A 13812-nucleotide genomic window follows, 5' to 3' on the forward strand; every position below is an offset into this window, starting at 1 on the left:
CTCGTGGTGCGACGGCCTGCGGTTCTACGACGGGGAGGTGTACGGCGGCCAGGGGTCGCCCCAGTCCGCGTCCCGGGCCGCCTTGTAGAGGTCGCCGTGGCGTTTGGTGACCGTGGTGCGGCCGAGGGAGGGTGCGGTCTCGCACAGGTCCAGGAGCACCTGGCCCTTGCGGATCTGCGGTTTGCGTACGACACGGTTGGGCGCCGGGGCCACGGGGAAGCGGGCGGCGGCGACGTAGCTGAACTTCTCGTCCTCGTACGGCAGGGAGCCGCCCTTGACCTGGCGGTGCAGGGAGGAACGGCTGACCCGGGCCGCGAAGTGGCACCAGTCCGCGCCGGGGACGATCGGGCAGCGGGCGCTGTGCGGGCAGGGGGCGGCGATGTGGAACCCGGCGGCGATCAGGCGGTCGCGGGCCTCGATGACCCGGCCGTACCCGGCGGGGGTGCCGGCCTCGACGATCACGACGGCCTGCGCGGCGGCCGCTGCGGCGTCGACGAGGGCGGTGCGGTCGGGTTCGGTGAGTTCGTTGAGGACGTAGGAGACTGTGAGGAGGTCCGTGGCGTCGAGGGTGAGGGCGGAGCCGATGCGGGCGCGGCGCCAACTGGCCTGGTGCAGGGCGGGGTTGGCTGCGGCGATTTCCTTGCCGAGGGTCAGGGCGGGTTCGGCCCAGTCGAGGACGGTGACGGGGCGGGTGCCGTCCCAGGTGGCGGTGACGGCCCAGGTGGCGGCGCCGGTGCCGCCGCCGAGGTCGGTGTGACTCCCGGGTGTCCAGCCGGGCACGGCGTCGGCGAACGCCTCCAGCGCGGAGTGCACGGCCTCGAAGGTGGCGGGCATGCGGTAGGCGGCGTAGGCGGCTACGTCTGCGCGGTCGCGGAGGATGGGGGCGTCGGTGGGGGTGGCTCCGCGGTAGTTGGCGATGAGGCGGTCTACGGCCTGGGCGGCCTGCCTGGGCGGCAGCCCGTCGAGGAGGCCGGCAAGACTGCGGCGCAGGGCTTCGGCCGGGGCTACGGGGTCGTTCACCCGCCGATTCTATTTCGCCCCCGCCGCCCCTTCCCGCCCCGTCCCCTGGGGGCTCCGCCCCCAGACCCCCTGTCGGCCTGAACGGCCTTGTCCTCGAACGCCGGACGGGCTGAAAAAATAGCGGCGGGGGCGAAAATCAGGCCCCGGACGGGCTGCGGTACACCGCCCGTGCCAGGCGGGTCGCCGCTGCCGCGCGGGGGCGGCTGTCGGGGCCCCGCCGCCGCGGATGCACCGCATTCGCCAGCAGCACCAAGAACGTGTCCGTCGCCGGATCCAGCACCACCGACGTCCCCGTGAACCCCGTGTGCCCCGCCGCCCCCCGCCCCGCCAGCTCCCCCATGAACCACGGCTGGTCCACCGCGAACCCCAGCCCCGGCGGGGCCAGCAGCAGTTCCACGAAGTCCGTGCCCAGGATGCGGGCGGGCCCGTACGAGCCGCCCGCGAGGAGCGTGCGGCAGAACACCGCCAGGTCGCGCCCCGTCGAGAAGAGACCCGCGTGGCCCGCGATACCGCCCAGCGCCCACGCGTTCTCGTCGTGGACGAGACCCCGCACCATCCCCCGGTCGACTTTGGCCCACGGCCGCCGCTGATCCTCCGTGGCCGCCGCCCCGGGACAGGGCCCGAAGTCCGTCGACAGCATCCCCAGCGGACGGGTGATCCCGTCATGGATCAGGACGTCCAGGGTCCGCCCGGAAACCCGTTCCAGAACGAACTGCAACAGCAGAAAGTTGAGGTCGGAGTACGTGTACGTGCCGGGCACCCCGATCGGCACCTCCGCCCGCAGCCTCTCCAGCCGCTCCGTGTCGTCGGCACAGTCGTACAGCGGAAGTTCGGGCCGCAGCCCGGAGGTGTGGGTGAGCAGCTCCCGCACGGTGATGCCGTGCCGGACCGCCGCGCGGAACTCGGGCAGGTACGCCCCGACCCGCGCATCGATCCCGAGCGTGCCCCGCTCGATCTGCTGCACGGCGGCGACCGCGGTGAACAGCTTGGTGAGGGAGGCCACGTCGACGGGTGTGTCGACGGTCATCGGAACCCGCTCCGCGGGCGGGAGCTCGACACCGCGGTCCGTGTCGGGGTCGTAGGCCGAGTACCTGACGGCCCAGCCGGCCGCCTCCTCGACGGCGATCACCGGCCCGCGCCCGGCGACGACGACGGCGCCCGCGGCCCAGGGGCGGTCCCCGGTGGTGAGGTCGTGGACCTCCTGGACGAGGTGGCGCAGTTCGCCGGGGTCGAGTCCGGCCCGCTCGGGACTGTCCCTGCGCAGTCTCGGTGCGCTCAGCTCCCCGCTCCTTCCACGCTCGTACGTCCGCTCCGGGGTCGGCACATTCCCACGAAACAGCCCAGTGCCACCAGCGCCGCGGCCAGTTGGACGACGGCCATCGGGACGGCGGTGTGTTCTCCGGCGATCCCGACCAGCGGGGAGGCGACGGCGCCGATGAGGAACGAGGAGGTACCGAGCAGCGCGGACGCCGACCCGGCCGCGTGCTTGGTGCGCATCAGGGCGAGGGCCTGGGCGTTGGGCAGGGTCACCCCCATCGCGGACATCAGGACGAAGAGGGCCGTGGCGACGGGCGCCAGGCCGACCTTGCCGAGGGCTCCGGTGGACATGAGCAGGAGGGCCGTCGCGGCGGCGATGACGACGAGCAGGCCCGCGCCGAGCACCCGGTCCAGGCGGACCCTTCCGACCAGCAGCTTTCCGTTGATCTGGCCCACGGCCACCAGCCCCACCGAGTTCAGGCCGAACAGCAGGCTGAACGTCTGCGGGGAGGCCCCGTAGATCTCCTGGATCACGTACGGGGAGGCCGATATGTAGGCGAAGAGTGCGGCGAACGCGAACCCGCCGGACAGCATGAAACCGGTGAAGGGCAGGTCGGCGAGGAGGCGGCGCATCGAGTGCAGGGCCTCGCCCACTCCCCCGCCGTGCCTCTCGGCCGCGGGGAGGGTCTCGGGCAGCTTCGTCCAGACGAAGGCGGTCAGCACGGTGCCCACCACCGTGAGCACCACGAACACGCCCCGCCAGTCCGTCACCCGCAGGATCTGCCCGCCGATCAGCGGCGCGACGATCGGGGCGACCCCGCCGATCAGCATGAGGGTGGAGAAGAAGCGGGCCATCGCCGCGCCGTCGTACAGGTCGCGGACCACGGCGCGTGCGATGACGATCCCCGCCGCGCCCGCCAGCCCCTGCGCGAGCCGGAACGCGACCAGCAGCTCGACGGTCGGCGCGAAGGCGCACAGGACCGTCGAGACGACGTAGGCGATCATGCCGATCAGCAGGGGCCGGCGGCGGCCCCACCGGTCGCTCATCGGGCCGACCACCAGCTGTCCGAGCGCCATCCCGAGCAGGCAGGCGGTGAGCGTGAGCTGGACGGTGGCCGCGGGTGCGTGCAGGGAGTTCGTGACCTCGGGGAGCGAGGGGAGGTACATGTCCATCGCCAGCGGGGGCGTCGCGGTGAGGCCGCCGAGGATCAGGGTGACGAGCAGTCCGGTACGGGGAACGGTACGGGCGGCGGCCGGTTCCGCTCCGGGTCCGGCCGCCTGCGGTATGTGCGGTGTCGACATGTCCGGTGTCGACGCCCCCTGCTCGGGCATGCGCCCCTCCCTCTCCGAGTGCTCCGCCCCTATGGTCTCAGCTCGCACACAGTGCCGAATGTCACTTGCCCCTCGGGCCGCCCGGACCCGGATGGCGGACGGTCTCGTCCCGTATGCCGGACCCTCGCCTACGCTGCGGGCCCATGAATGCCATGGAGACTGAGAAGCAGGGGACCGGCGGGCGGTCCAGGATCGCGGTGGTGACCGGTGCCGGCTCCGGCATCGGGCGGGCGGTCGCCGTGGAGCTGCTGCGTGCGGGCTGGTCGGTGGCGCTGGCGGGGCGGCGCCCCGGGACGCTGGAGGAGACGGCGGCGCTGGTGCCGGGCGGCGCCGGTCTCGCCGTACGGACCGACGTCTCACGGCCACAGGACGTGGCTGCACTGTTCGCCGCCGTGGTCGAGCGGTTCGGGCGGGTGGATCTGCTGTTCAACAACGCGGGGACGTTCGGTCCCGGCGGGGTGCCGGTGGAGGAGCTGGAGTACGAGGCCTGGCGGCATGTGGTGGACACCAACCTCAACGGGGCGTTCCTGTGCGCGCAGGCGGCGTACCGGCAGATGAAGGCGCAGGACCCGCAGGGCGGACGGATCATCAACAACGGTTCGATTTCCGCTCATACACCTCGGCCGCACTCCGTCGCCTACACGGCGACCAAGCATGCACTGACCGGGCTCACCAAGTCGCTCTCGCTGGACGGGCGGCCGTACAACATCGCGGTCGGGCAGATCGACATCGGCAACGCGGCCACCGACATGACCGCGCGGATGCAGACCGGGGCGCTGCAGGCCAACGGTGAGATCGCGCCCGAGCCGGTGATGGACGTCGCCGATGTGGCGCGCACGGTGCGGCACATGGCCGAGCTGCCGCTGGAGGCGAATGTGCAGTTCGCGACGGTTCTGGCGACCGCGATGCCGTATGTGGGCCGCGGCTGACCGGACCTGCGGATCCTCAAACCGTCAACTTGCACAAGCGGAATTAGTGCGTCCGGACCATTGCAGCCGGTCGTGGACTTATGCTCAAATCTCCTCCACAAGAGCTTCACACTTGGGGGAGTGCAGTTCCGTAGTCCAAACCGAGGGGGGAGGCGGCAGCCGTTCCATCGCATCGGGTGGGGGTGGATCTCGCGTGGGACCGCGAGGTACGCACCGGTGCATGGAACGGCTGCCGCGAACGTCGGTCGGCCGCCTCGTAGGCGAGTCGGCTGCGGCGTCCGTCAGTTGGCGTGTCTGCCGCCGCCCTTGCCGCGTCTGCGCAGCGCCCAGACACCGCCCGCGAGCAGGGCGATCGTGCCGCCCGCGCCCTCCATCAGCCGCCACGCCGAGGGGTCGTCCGACCCCGCGCCCGGGGCGCCGGCCGCCGCCCGGGCCGTCTTGCGGGTGGGTGTCACCCTGGCCCCGCCCTCGCTGAGCGGCTCGACCAGCGTGCCCACCGGTTCGGCCGAACCGCCGTGCGTGAAGCCCCAGTCGAGCAGTGCGGCCGTCTCCTCGTAGACGGCGTTGTAGCCGCTCTTGGGGTGCATCACGGTGGCCAGCAGGGTCCGGCCGCCGCGGGTGGCGGCACCGGTGAAGGTGTTGCCGGCATGGCTGGTGTAACCGTTCTTGACGCCGATCAGTCCGTCGTACGTCTTCAGGCCCCACGCGCCCGTGAGCAGACGGTCGGTGTTCTGGATCTGGAAGGTCTTCCTGCCGCCGGCCGGGAAGTCGGCGATCCTGGTGTGGCAGTACTCACGGAAGTCGGCGTTCTTCAGTCCGTGCCGGGCGAAGAGGGTCAGGTCGTAGGCGGAGGACAGCTGGCCCTTGTGGTCGAAGCCGTCGGGGCTGACCACATGGGTGTCCAGGGCCTGCAGATCCTCGGCCTTGGCCTGCATCTCGGCGACCGTCTTGGCCACTCCCCCGTTCATGTGCGCGAGCACATGCACGGCGTCGTTGCCGGAGCGAAGGAAGACACCCTGCCACAGCTGCTCGACGGTGTACGTGATCCCGGGCTTGACCCCGACCAGGCTGGAGCCGGCCGGGATGTCGGCCAGGTCGGCGTCGGTCACCTTGTACCGCTCGCTCCGCTGGAACTTCTTCAGGACGGTGTCGGCGAACAGCATCTTCAGCGTGGACGCGGGCGGCAGACGCCGGTGCGCGGCGAACGAGGCGAGAACCTCTCCGCTCTCGCAGTCGGCGACGATCCAGGCACTTGCGGTGAGTTTCCCGGGCAGGTCTGTGGCGCCGCTCACCTGAATTCCCTTACGGGCGAGTCGCTCACCGCCGACGACGGTGCCGGCAGCGGATGCGGGAGTCGCCGAGGCAAGCGGAAAGGCGGCTGCGGCAAGGCCGAGAGCGGCACGCCGGGAGAGGGGGGAAGAACCATGCACCCGGGGACCGTAACACCCACCCAACAGCAGTTTCCCGGCAGTACGCCGTCCACGGCACAGGAATTGCCTGTCTTACGGAATTCTGACCCGGCAACCGACTTTCTCAGCCCTGACACACCTTTTACTCAGTCCGGCTCAAAGGTTTCTCCCTGGCTTGTGAACATTCCGGGCGCGCTTTCCGCTGTGGCTTACGCCTGCCCGGTCTCGAAGCGGGAGATCCGGCCGTCGTCCTCGATGGTGAAGTTCCAGCGGGTGCGCATCTCGCCCCAGGCGTCGTTGCGGTAGTGGGCGAGGAGGGCGCGGCCGCCCTGGGACTCGTTGTCGACGTCCAGGTAACCGTTGGAGGAGAAGATCTCCCGGTCGATCCAGTCGGCGAGGTCCCGGTCGGCGCCGTCGTCCGCCATGGTCGCGTCCTCCGTGAGGAGGGCCAGGAAGGCGTCCCGGTCGTGGGCATTGACGGCGGTGACGAACGCGCGGACGACCGGGTCGCTGAGTTTGGCTGGCTGAATCGTCATGCCAGCAGAGTCACACCGCCCGCCGGGACCCGCCACCCGAACGGCTGCGTGCAGGGGTCCGGGAGGTGTGAGGAGTGGGACCGTGGACACGCGGAGGGGAGTGTTCCCGTTTGCCGGAACCCGTTGCATGTCCCCGTCGTGTGTCCCCGTTGCATGTCCCCTTGTCTGTCCCGGGAGAAATCATGAGCTCTTACGACCGGCGTGATCTGGGCCTGCTGCTGCTCCGGCTGGGTGCCGGCGGCGTGCTGGCGGCGCACGGCGCGCAGAAGCTGTTCGGCTGGTTCGGCGGACACGGCATCGAGGGGACCGGCCAGTTCATGGAGTCGGTCGGCTACGCACCCGGCAAGGCGAGCGCCACGGCGGCGGGCCTCGCGGAGGCCGGCGGCGGCGCACTGCTGGCGCTGGGCCTCGCGACCCCGGCGGCGGGCGCGGCGGCGGCCGGCGCGATGGCCGGGGCGTCCGCGGTGCACGCCCCGAACGGCTTCTTCAACGCTGAGGGCGGCTACGAGTATGCGGCGACCCTCGCCCTGGCCGCCACCGGCCTCGCGGTCGCCGGCCCCGGCCGTCTCTCCCTCGACCACGCGCTCGGCCATGTCTTCGACCGCGGCTGGATGGTCCCGACGGCACTCGGCGTGACGGCGGCGGCCACGGCGCTGGTCGTGGGGGCGCGGAACAAGCGGTTGCGGGACAAGAAGCCGGACGAGCAGGAGGCCCTGTTCGCGGAGGAGGAGGCGCTGTTCAGGGAGTGACCTCGGCGGGCAGGCTGGGCCCATGACTGATCAGGCCCCTCCCACCGAGACGCCCGCCCTTCCCGAGCCCCCGGCCTCCCCCGACGTCTGGGCGGCCATCGACGACCTGTGGACCTGGCTCGACGCGAACCGTCCGCACGGCGGCCAGGAGGGCATGCTCCTGCGCATGCTGAAGCTGTCGGAGGAGGTGGGCGAGGTCGCGGAGGCGGTGATCGGCGCGACCGGCCAGAACCCGCGCAAGGGGATCACCCACACCTGGGAGGACGTCCAGGGCGAGCTCTGCGATGTCGTCATCACGGCCCTGGTGGCCCTGCGCACCCTGACGCCGGACACCCGGGAGGTGTTCACCCGGCATCTGGCGAAGGTGACCGCGCGCTCCCTGGGGCCGTCCGCGTAGCCGCGCGGGCACGGAACGGGGTGGGCGGTCTGGCGTATCGCGGGCCGCGGTCCGGATACTGACGCCGTATCCGATCCGAGACGCACGGCGCACAGCATTCCGGGGGCTGACATGGTGGCAACGTCGTACTGGGCGGGCGAGTCCGGCGAGGAACTCCTGGACGAGACCGTCGGATCACTGCTGCGCCGCGCCGCCCGGCTGGCACCGGAGACGGTCGCCCTGGTCGAGGGCGTGCCGGACCCCGCCGAGCGCCGCCGGTGGACGTATGGCGAACTGCTCGACGAGTCCGAGCGCGCGGCGCGGGCCCTGCTCGGCCGTTTCTCGCCGGGCGATCGCGTCGCGGTGTGGGCGAACAACATCCCGGAGTGGGTGATCCTCGAACTGGCCGCCGCCCTCGCGGACATCACGCTCGTCACGGTCAACCCGGCGCTGCGGGAGGCGGAGTTGCGCCATGTGCTCGGCCATTCCCGTGCGGCGGGCGTCTTCCTGCGCCGCGAGTACCGCGGCACTCCGATGGCCCGAACCCTGGCCGACATCCGCGCCGACCTGCCCGACCTGCACACGAGCGTGCTGTTCGAGGACTGGGCGGAGTTCTGCGCCGAGGGCTCGACCGACCGCGCGCTGCCCGAGGTCGACGCCTCGTCACCGGCCCAGATCCAGTACACCTCGGGCACGACCGGCATCCCGAAGGGCGTGATCCTGCACCATCGCGGGATCACCAACAACGCGCGCCTGGCCTACGTCCGCACCTTCGGGCTGCAGCCGGGCGAGGCGGTGCTCAACCCGATGCCGCTGTTCCACACGGCGGGCTGCGTACTGGCCACCCTGGCCTCGATCATCAGCCTGGGCACCCACGTCCTGCCCCCGCAGTTCGAGCCGGGCCTGGTGCTCGAACTCGCCGAGTCCGAAAGCTGCGCGATGCTGGGAGGCGTGCCGACGATGCTCATCGCCATGCTCGAACACCCGGCACTCCCCCGCACCGACCTCTCGTCCCTGCGGTTCATGCTGTCCGGCGGCGCCTCGGTCCCACCCGAACTGGTCCGCCGGATCGAGGAGGTCTTCGGCGTCCCGATGGCCATCATCTACGCCCAGACCGAGGCGTCCCCGGGTATCACCATCACCCGCCTCGACGACACCCCGGAAGACCGCGCCCACACGGTGGGCAAGCCCCTCCCCCTGGCGGAGGTGAAGATCGTGGACGCGGCGGGAACGGTCGTACCACCCGGGACCACCGGCGAACTCTGCACCCGCGGCTACCACGTCATGACCGGCTACCTCGACGCCCCGGAGGCGACGGCGGCCGCCATCGACCCCGACGGCTGGCTGCACACCGGCGACCTCGCCTCGATGGACGAGCGCGGCTACTGCCGTATCGAAGGCCGCCTGAAGGACATGATCATCCGAGGCGGCGAGAACATCTACCCGCGCGAGATCGAACAGGTCCTGGCCGAACACCCCGCGGTCGCCGAGGTCGCGGTGGTGGGTGTCCCCGACCCGGTCTGGGGCGAACGGGTCGCGGCCTTCGTCCGCCTCAACCCGGATCACAGGGCGGGCGGGACGGTGGGTGAGACGGTGGATGAGACTGTGCTGGAGAAGGAACTCTTCGACCACGTACGCGCCCACCTGGCCCCGCACAAGACGCCCCGCACCTGGGTGTTCGTCGAAGGCTTCCCCCTGACCGGCTCGGGCAAGATCCGCAAGAACACGCTCCGGGAGGAGTACGTGGCGGGCCGGCTGCCGAAGTGACGTCCTGTCCTGCTGCCTAGGTGACGCCGTTCCGGGCTGCGAGGGCAAGCCGACGATGGGTGCGGACCATCATGAGCCGGGCCATGAAGGGATGCACCCTCTTCACCACACCCCAATACAGCCTGGACCGCCATGAGTTGGTCCTCACGGAGCTGCACAGCACGACGTGATCGGCATCGATGAGGATGGAAGCCCAGGCATCCAGCCCGCCCGCGCTGACCTCCATGAGCACCTCGTCGTCTTCCCGCGCGGCGACCGGAAAGGCCTTGCGCAGGATGCCCGTCCAGGCAGCCGGATCCCGCGGCATCCCGGGCCGCAGCTCCATGGCGTACGCGTCCTGATAGTCGGGGGTGGCCAGAGCCGCCCTGATCAGCCGAGCCCCCTCGGGAAACCCGACCGCCACGGGCCTGTCCTTGCGCATCGCGCACCTCCATACGCTGGCGTACGGAAACCATACGGTAGCGTATGGAGATGGCACAACGGCAGCAGCAGACCAGGAAGCCCAGGCTCACCGCGCGCGACTGGGCGGACGCGGCCCTCGCCGCCATCCGGGAGGGCGGCGGCCTCGCAGCAGTAGCAGTCGAACCGCTCGCCACCCGCCTGGGCACCACGAAGGGCAGCTTCTACTGGCACTTCACCAACCGCGAGGCCCTGATCGAGGCAGCACTGGCCCGCTGGGTCGAGTCGAACACGGACGAGATCATCGCGACGGTGGAGACGGAACGGGACCCGGAGCGGCGACTGCGCGCCCTGTTCCGCCGGGTCACCAAGCCGGGCGCAGCCGACCCGCTGGAGCTCTCCCTCCTGGCCAGCACGGACCACCCGCAGGTCGCGGCCGCGCTGGGGCAGGTCACGGAGCGCCGGATCGACTACCTGACGGGGCTCTTCGCCGAGCTGGGTTTCGGGGAGGAGGCGGCGCGGGGGCGAGCGCTGATGGCGTACAGCTTCTATCTGGGACACAGCCAGTTGGGCCATGCGGTGCCGGGCGCGCTGCCGTCGGCGGGGGAGTTTCCGGGGTATCTGGAGGCGACGATGTCGACGCTGCTGCGGCGTGACTAGGGCTGCGCCGCGGGCTCCCGCGAACCGACTGTCAGGTGAACCGACCGTCACGTGAACCGACCGTCACGTGAACCGACCGTCACGTGAACCGACCGTCACGTGAACCGACCGTCACCTTGTTTCAGGGGCGAGGGCGGGTCGCCGAGGTACGCACCACGAGCGTGGGCGGGATGACGATGTGAGGTGTCCGGTCGGACGCTGACAGCCCCACCTCGGGAGCGCCGACGATCTCGATCAGTGCGCCCACGGCACGTCGGCCGAGTTCGTCGAAATCCTGGTGGACGCTGGTCAGCGAGGGGCCGAAGTACTCGGTCTCCGGCATGTTGTCGAACCCGACGACACTGATGTCCTCGGGCACTCTGCGCCCCGCCTGCTGGAGGGCCCGCAGCAGTCCGAGGGCCATGTGGTCGTTGGCGCAGAACACCGCCGTGACCTCGGGGTCGGCGGCGATCCGTCGACCGAGCTCGTATCCGGTGCGAGCCGTCCAGTCGGTGGCGGCCAGCGGTTCCGTCACCGCAGCGCCCCGCTCTTCCAGGGCCCTGCGCCATCCGGCCTCGCGCTCCTGCGCGTCGAGCCAGGAACGCGGCCCGACCAGGTGGTGCACCGTGCGATGGCCGAGGTCGAGCAAGTAGGTGGTGGCGAGTTCGGCACCCGCTTCGTTGTCCACGGCGACCGAGGCCAGTTCGGTGTGGGTGCCGCAGCCGACTGCCACCAGGGGCACGTCCGGCGGTACGTTCGCCAGTGCCGCGACCGCGGTGGTCTGCGGCGCGATCACGATGATGCCCTCCACGCCCTGGCCGCGAAGCCGGTCGACGGCGTCCAGCACCGAACGCCGGTCGAGGGTGCCCACGGCGGCCACGGTGACGAAGTACTCGTGCTGCCTGGCCGCCTGTTCGATGCCGTAAAGCATGCAGGCCGGGCCGTACAGCGTGGTGTTGAAGCTGATCACACCCAGGGTGCGGGTGCGGCGGGTCGCCAGGGTGCGGGCGGCGGCGTTGGGGCGGTAGCCGAGTTCGCGGACCGCGGCGAGCACCCGGTCCCGGGTGGTGGGCCGTACGTTCGGGTGGTCGTGGAGCACCCGAGAGACGGTCTGGTGCGAGACGCCCGCGAGCCGGGCCACGTCCGCCATCACCGGTGCGCGTTCCACGTCCACGCTCCACCCCCTTCGTCACTGCCATTGTTTCCGATGTTTCCGATGGGCTGCTCCTCCGAGTGGGGTCGACTCGCTGCGGAGGAATTGTTAGCGCGCACAATCTGCCGGGGTCAAGACTCCGGACGGCTCGCTCTCGGCACAGCAACAGAACCCCAGAGAGGTAAGGGCCCCGCGAACAGCGCATTCACCCTCAGGAAGAGCTCGATCAGGCCCAGAACACACGCCGGAAGGGCCGGAGTTCGCACCTACTGTTTCCACTCTCTTGACCGTGCAACAGTGTTGACCGGCTGTTCATCCCGGCGTAAAAAGACGGAGTCGCAAGACCGGGCGATCACCCCCCCACCGCCCGAGAACACCATGCGCGCCACACCCCGACAGAGCCCGGACAACCTGCCTGACCTGCGGGGAAGCGCGTACTCCGACCGCCTCCCCTTCCCCCGTCCCCCAAAGAGCTCCAGGTGAGCGGCGGCATACGACAGCCTCGATTGTTAGCGCCCACAATTCCCGCACACGTGGCGCCGAGCCGGCGAAGAACGCAAGACGGAAGAGGTTCACAGTGACAGTCAGACACCTGACAGCTCTCCGGCTGAGGGTGGTGGGCGCCGTCCTCGCACTCGTCGCCGGCATCCTGGCCGCGACCATCGGCACCGCGGGCACGGCCCAGGCCGCCTCGTCCCTCCCGTGTGACGTCTACGCCGCCGCGGGCACGCCCTGTGTCGCCGCGCACAGCACGACGCGGGCCCTGCTCGCCTCGTACAGCGGAGCGCTCTACCAGGTCAAACGCCTCTCCGACAACGCCACGGCGAACATCGGGACGCTCAGCGCCGGCGGCTACGCCAATGCCGCGGCCCAGGACTCCTTCTGCTCCGGCACCGAGTGCATCATCACCGAGATCTTCGACCAGAGCGGCAAGGGCAACCACCTCACGATCGAGGGTCCGGGCGGCAACGGCGGGCAGGACGTCGGCGCCATCGCCAACGCCCTGCCCGTGACCGCAGGCGGTCACAAGGTCTACGGCGTCTCCGTCCAGGCCGGCGTCGGCTACCGCGACAACAGCACCACCGGCGTCGCCACCGGCAGCCGGCCGGAGGGCACCTACATGGTCACCAGCGGGCACCATGTCGACGGCAACTGCTGCTTCGACTACGGCAACGCCGAGACCAACAGCAAGGACACCGGCAACGGCCACATGGACGCCGTCAACTTCGGCACCGAGTGCTGGTTCTCGCCCTGCGCCGGCTCCGGCCCCTGGGTCATGGGCGACCTGGAGAACGGCCTGTTCGCCGGCGGCAACGGCACCAACAGCAACAACACCGGCAACTCCAGCACCTTCGTCACGGCCCTGCTGAAGAACAACGGCACCAGTACGTACGCCATCAAGGACGGCAACGCCCAGTCGGGCTCCCTCAAGACCGACTACAACGGCAGCCTGCCGACCACCGGCGGCTACATCCCGATGTCCAAGGAGGGCGCCATCGTCCTGGGCACCGGCGGTGACGACAGCAACTGGTCCGACGGCTCGTTCTTCGAGGGCGTCATGACCGCGGGCTACCCGACCGACGCGGCCGACAACGCCGTACAGGCCGACATCGTCTCGGTCGGCTACACCCAGGCCGCCCAGACCTTCCCGGTCACCGGCACCGCCTACCGGCTGACCAACACCAACAGCGGCAAGGTGCTGGACGCCCAGAACTGCGGGACGGCGAACGGCACGGCCGTGCAGCTGTGGGCCTCTCTTGGCAACACCTGCCAGCAGTGGAAGTTCGCCGCCGCGGGCAACGGCCACTACACCATCACCAACGTCAACAGCGGCAAGGTCCTGGACGACAAGAACTGCGGCATCGGCAACGGCACCGCGACACAGCTCTGGTCGTCGCTGGGCAACACCTGCCAGCAGTGGGACGTCACCCCGGCCGGCAGCCACTACACGATCAGCAACGTCAACAGCGGCATGACGCTGGACGTGACCAACTGCGGCACCGCGAACGGCACGCTCGTCCGCCAGTGGGCCCAGCTGGACAACGCCTGCCAGCAGTGGGACATCGCTTCCTGACCTGACGGCCCGCTCGCCGATGGTCTGCTCGTCGAAGGTCCGCTCGCCGAAGGTCCGCCCGCCTGCCCGGCGGCGGACCGTCGGCGGACCGTCGGCGGACCGTCGGCCTGCCCTGCGGCGCGATCGACGGACGGGCGTTACGTCCAGCTGCCTCCGGACGTCCAGCTGCGCC

Annotated in this window: 13 protein-coding genes; 6 read left to right on the top strand and 7 right to left on the bottom strand. The window is 70.6% G+C overall.

Annotation, left to right across the window (positions count from 1 at the left end):
• Positions 1-24 precede the first annotated feature (24 nt).
• From ACFY1E_RS00910 to ACFY1E_RS00920, 3 genes are all read right to left on the bottom strand, one after another.
• Positions 25-1020: a small ribosomal subunit Rsm22 family protein gene (locus ACFY1E_RS00910; RefSeq protein ID WP_389069827.1), complete on the bottom strand. Its 996-nt coding sequence runs from the start codon at positions 1018-1020 to the stop codon at positions 25-27.
• Between the two features lie 136 nt (positions 1021-1156).
• The gene (locus ACFY1E_RS00915; protein WP_389069829.1) at positions 1157-2344 is read right to left on the bottom strand and encodes a serine hydrolase domain-containing protein; all 1188 of its coding nucleotides are present in this window, start codon (positions 2342-2344) and stop codon (positions 1157-1159) included.
• Entirely contained in the window at positions 2296-3609 is a 1314-nt protein-coding gene (locus ACFY1E_RS00920) for a multidrug effflux MFS transporter (protein ID WP_389069831.1), read from the bottom strand. The genes ACFY1E_RS00915 and ACFY1E_RS00920 overlap by 49 nt, the downstream gene beginning before the upstream one ends.
• Positions 3610-3752: 143 nt before the next feature.
• Between ACFY1E_RS00920 and ACFY1E_RS00925 the strand changes: the two genes are divergently transcribed.
• Entirely contained in the window at positions 3753-4538 is a 786-nt protein-coding gene (locus ACFY1E_RS00925) for an SDR family oxidoreductase (RefSeq protein WP_389069834.1), read from the top strand.
• 281 nt (positions 4539-4819) lie between these two features.
• Here ACFY1E_RS00925 and ACFY1E_RS00930 read toward each other — a convergent pair whose 3' ends face one another.
• Together ACFY1E_RS00930 and ACFY1E_RS00935 are read right to left on the bottom strand one after the other, a co-directional pair.
• Positions 4820-5992 (bottom strand): D-alanyl-D-alanine carboxypeptidase family protein, encoded by a 1173-nt coding sequence (locus ACFY1E_RS00930; protein WP_389069836.1) that lies wholly within the window; start codon positions 5990-5992, stop codon positions 4820-4822.
• A 164-nt stretch (positions 5993-6156) separates the two neighbouring features.
• Positions 6157-6483, bottom strand: a complete 327-nt coding sequence (locus ACFY1E_RS00935; RefSeq protein WP_389069838.1) for a nuclear transport factor 2 family protein — start codon at positions 6481-6483, stop codon at positions 6157-6159.
• Positions 6484-6665: 182 nt separating this feature from the next.
• Here ACFY1E_RS00935 and ACFY1E_RS00940 point away from each other — a divergent pair, with 182 nt between their 5' ends.
• The 3 genes from ACFY1E_RS00940 to ACFY1E_RS00950 all read left to right on the top strand — a co-directional run bounded on the left by ACFY1E_RS00940 (position 6666) and on the right by ACFY1E_RS00950 (position 9375).
• Positions 6666-7232 (top strand): DoxX family membrane protein, encoded by a 567-nt coding sequence (locus tag ACFY1E_RS00940; protein ID WP_389069840.1) that lies wholly within the window; start codon positions 6666-6668, stop codon positions 7230-7232.
• 22 nt (positions 7233-7254) lie between these two features.
• Positions 7255-7629 (top strand): MazG-like family protein, encoded by a 375-nt coding sequence (locus ACFY1E_RS00945; protein ID WP_389069843.1) that lies wholly within the window; start codon positions 7255-7257, stop codon positions 7627-7629.
• Positions 7630-7740: 111 nt separating this feature from the next.
• Positions 7741-9375, top strand: a complete 1635-nt coding sequence (locus ACFY1E_RS00950; RefSeq protein ID WP_389069844.1) for an AMP-binding protein — start codon at positions 7741-7743, stop codon at positions 9373-9375.
• 16 nt (positions 9376-9391) lie between these two features.
• On the opposite strand, the gene ACFY1E_RS00955 is transcribed toward ACFY1E_RS00950, so the two are convergent.
• On the bottom strand, positions 9392-9796 hold the full coding sequence (locus ACFY1E_RS00955) for a hypothetical protein (protein ID WP_389069847.1): 405 nt from the start codon (positions 9794-9796) through the stop codon (positions 9392-9394).
• 50 nt (positions 9797-9846) lie between these two features.
• Between ACFY1E_RS00955 and ACFY1E_RS00960 the strand changes: the two genes are divergently transcribed.
• Positions 9847-10434, top strand: coding sequence for a TetR/AcrR family transcriptional regulator (locus ACFY1E_RS00960; protein ID WP_389069849.1), 588 nt, complete (start codon positions 9847-9849; stop codon positions 10432-10434).
• Between the two features lie 121 nt (positions 10435-10555).
• Here ACFY1E_RS00960 and ACFY1E_RS00965 read toward each other — a convergent pair whose 3' ends face one another.
• On the bottom strand, positions 10556-11563 hold the full coding sequence (locus ACFY1E_RS00965; protein WP_389071557.1) for a substrate-binding domain-containing protein: 1008 nt from the start codon (positions 11561-11563) through the stop codon (positions 10556-10558).
• A gap of 580 nt (positions 11564-12143) precedes the next feature.
• Between ACFY1E_RS00965 and ACFY1E_RS00970 the strand changes: the two genes are divergently transcribed.
• Positions 12144-13640: an arabinofuranosidase catalytic domain-containing protein gene (locus ACFY1E_RS00970; RefSeq protein ID WP_389069852.1), complete on the top strand. Its 1497-nt coding sequence runs from the start codon at positions 12144-12146 to the stop codon at positions 13638-13640.
• Positions 13641-13812 lie beyond the last annotated feature (172 nt).

The sequence above is a fragment of the Streptomyces sp. NPDC001604 genome (assembly GCF_042893475.1).
Classification (GTDB): Bacteria; Actinomycetota; Actinomycetes; order Streptomycetales; family Streptomycetaceae; genus Streptomyces.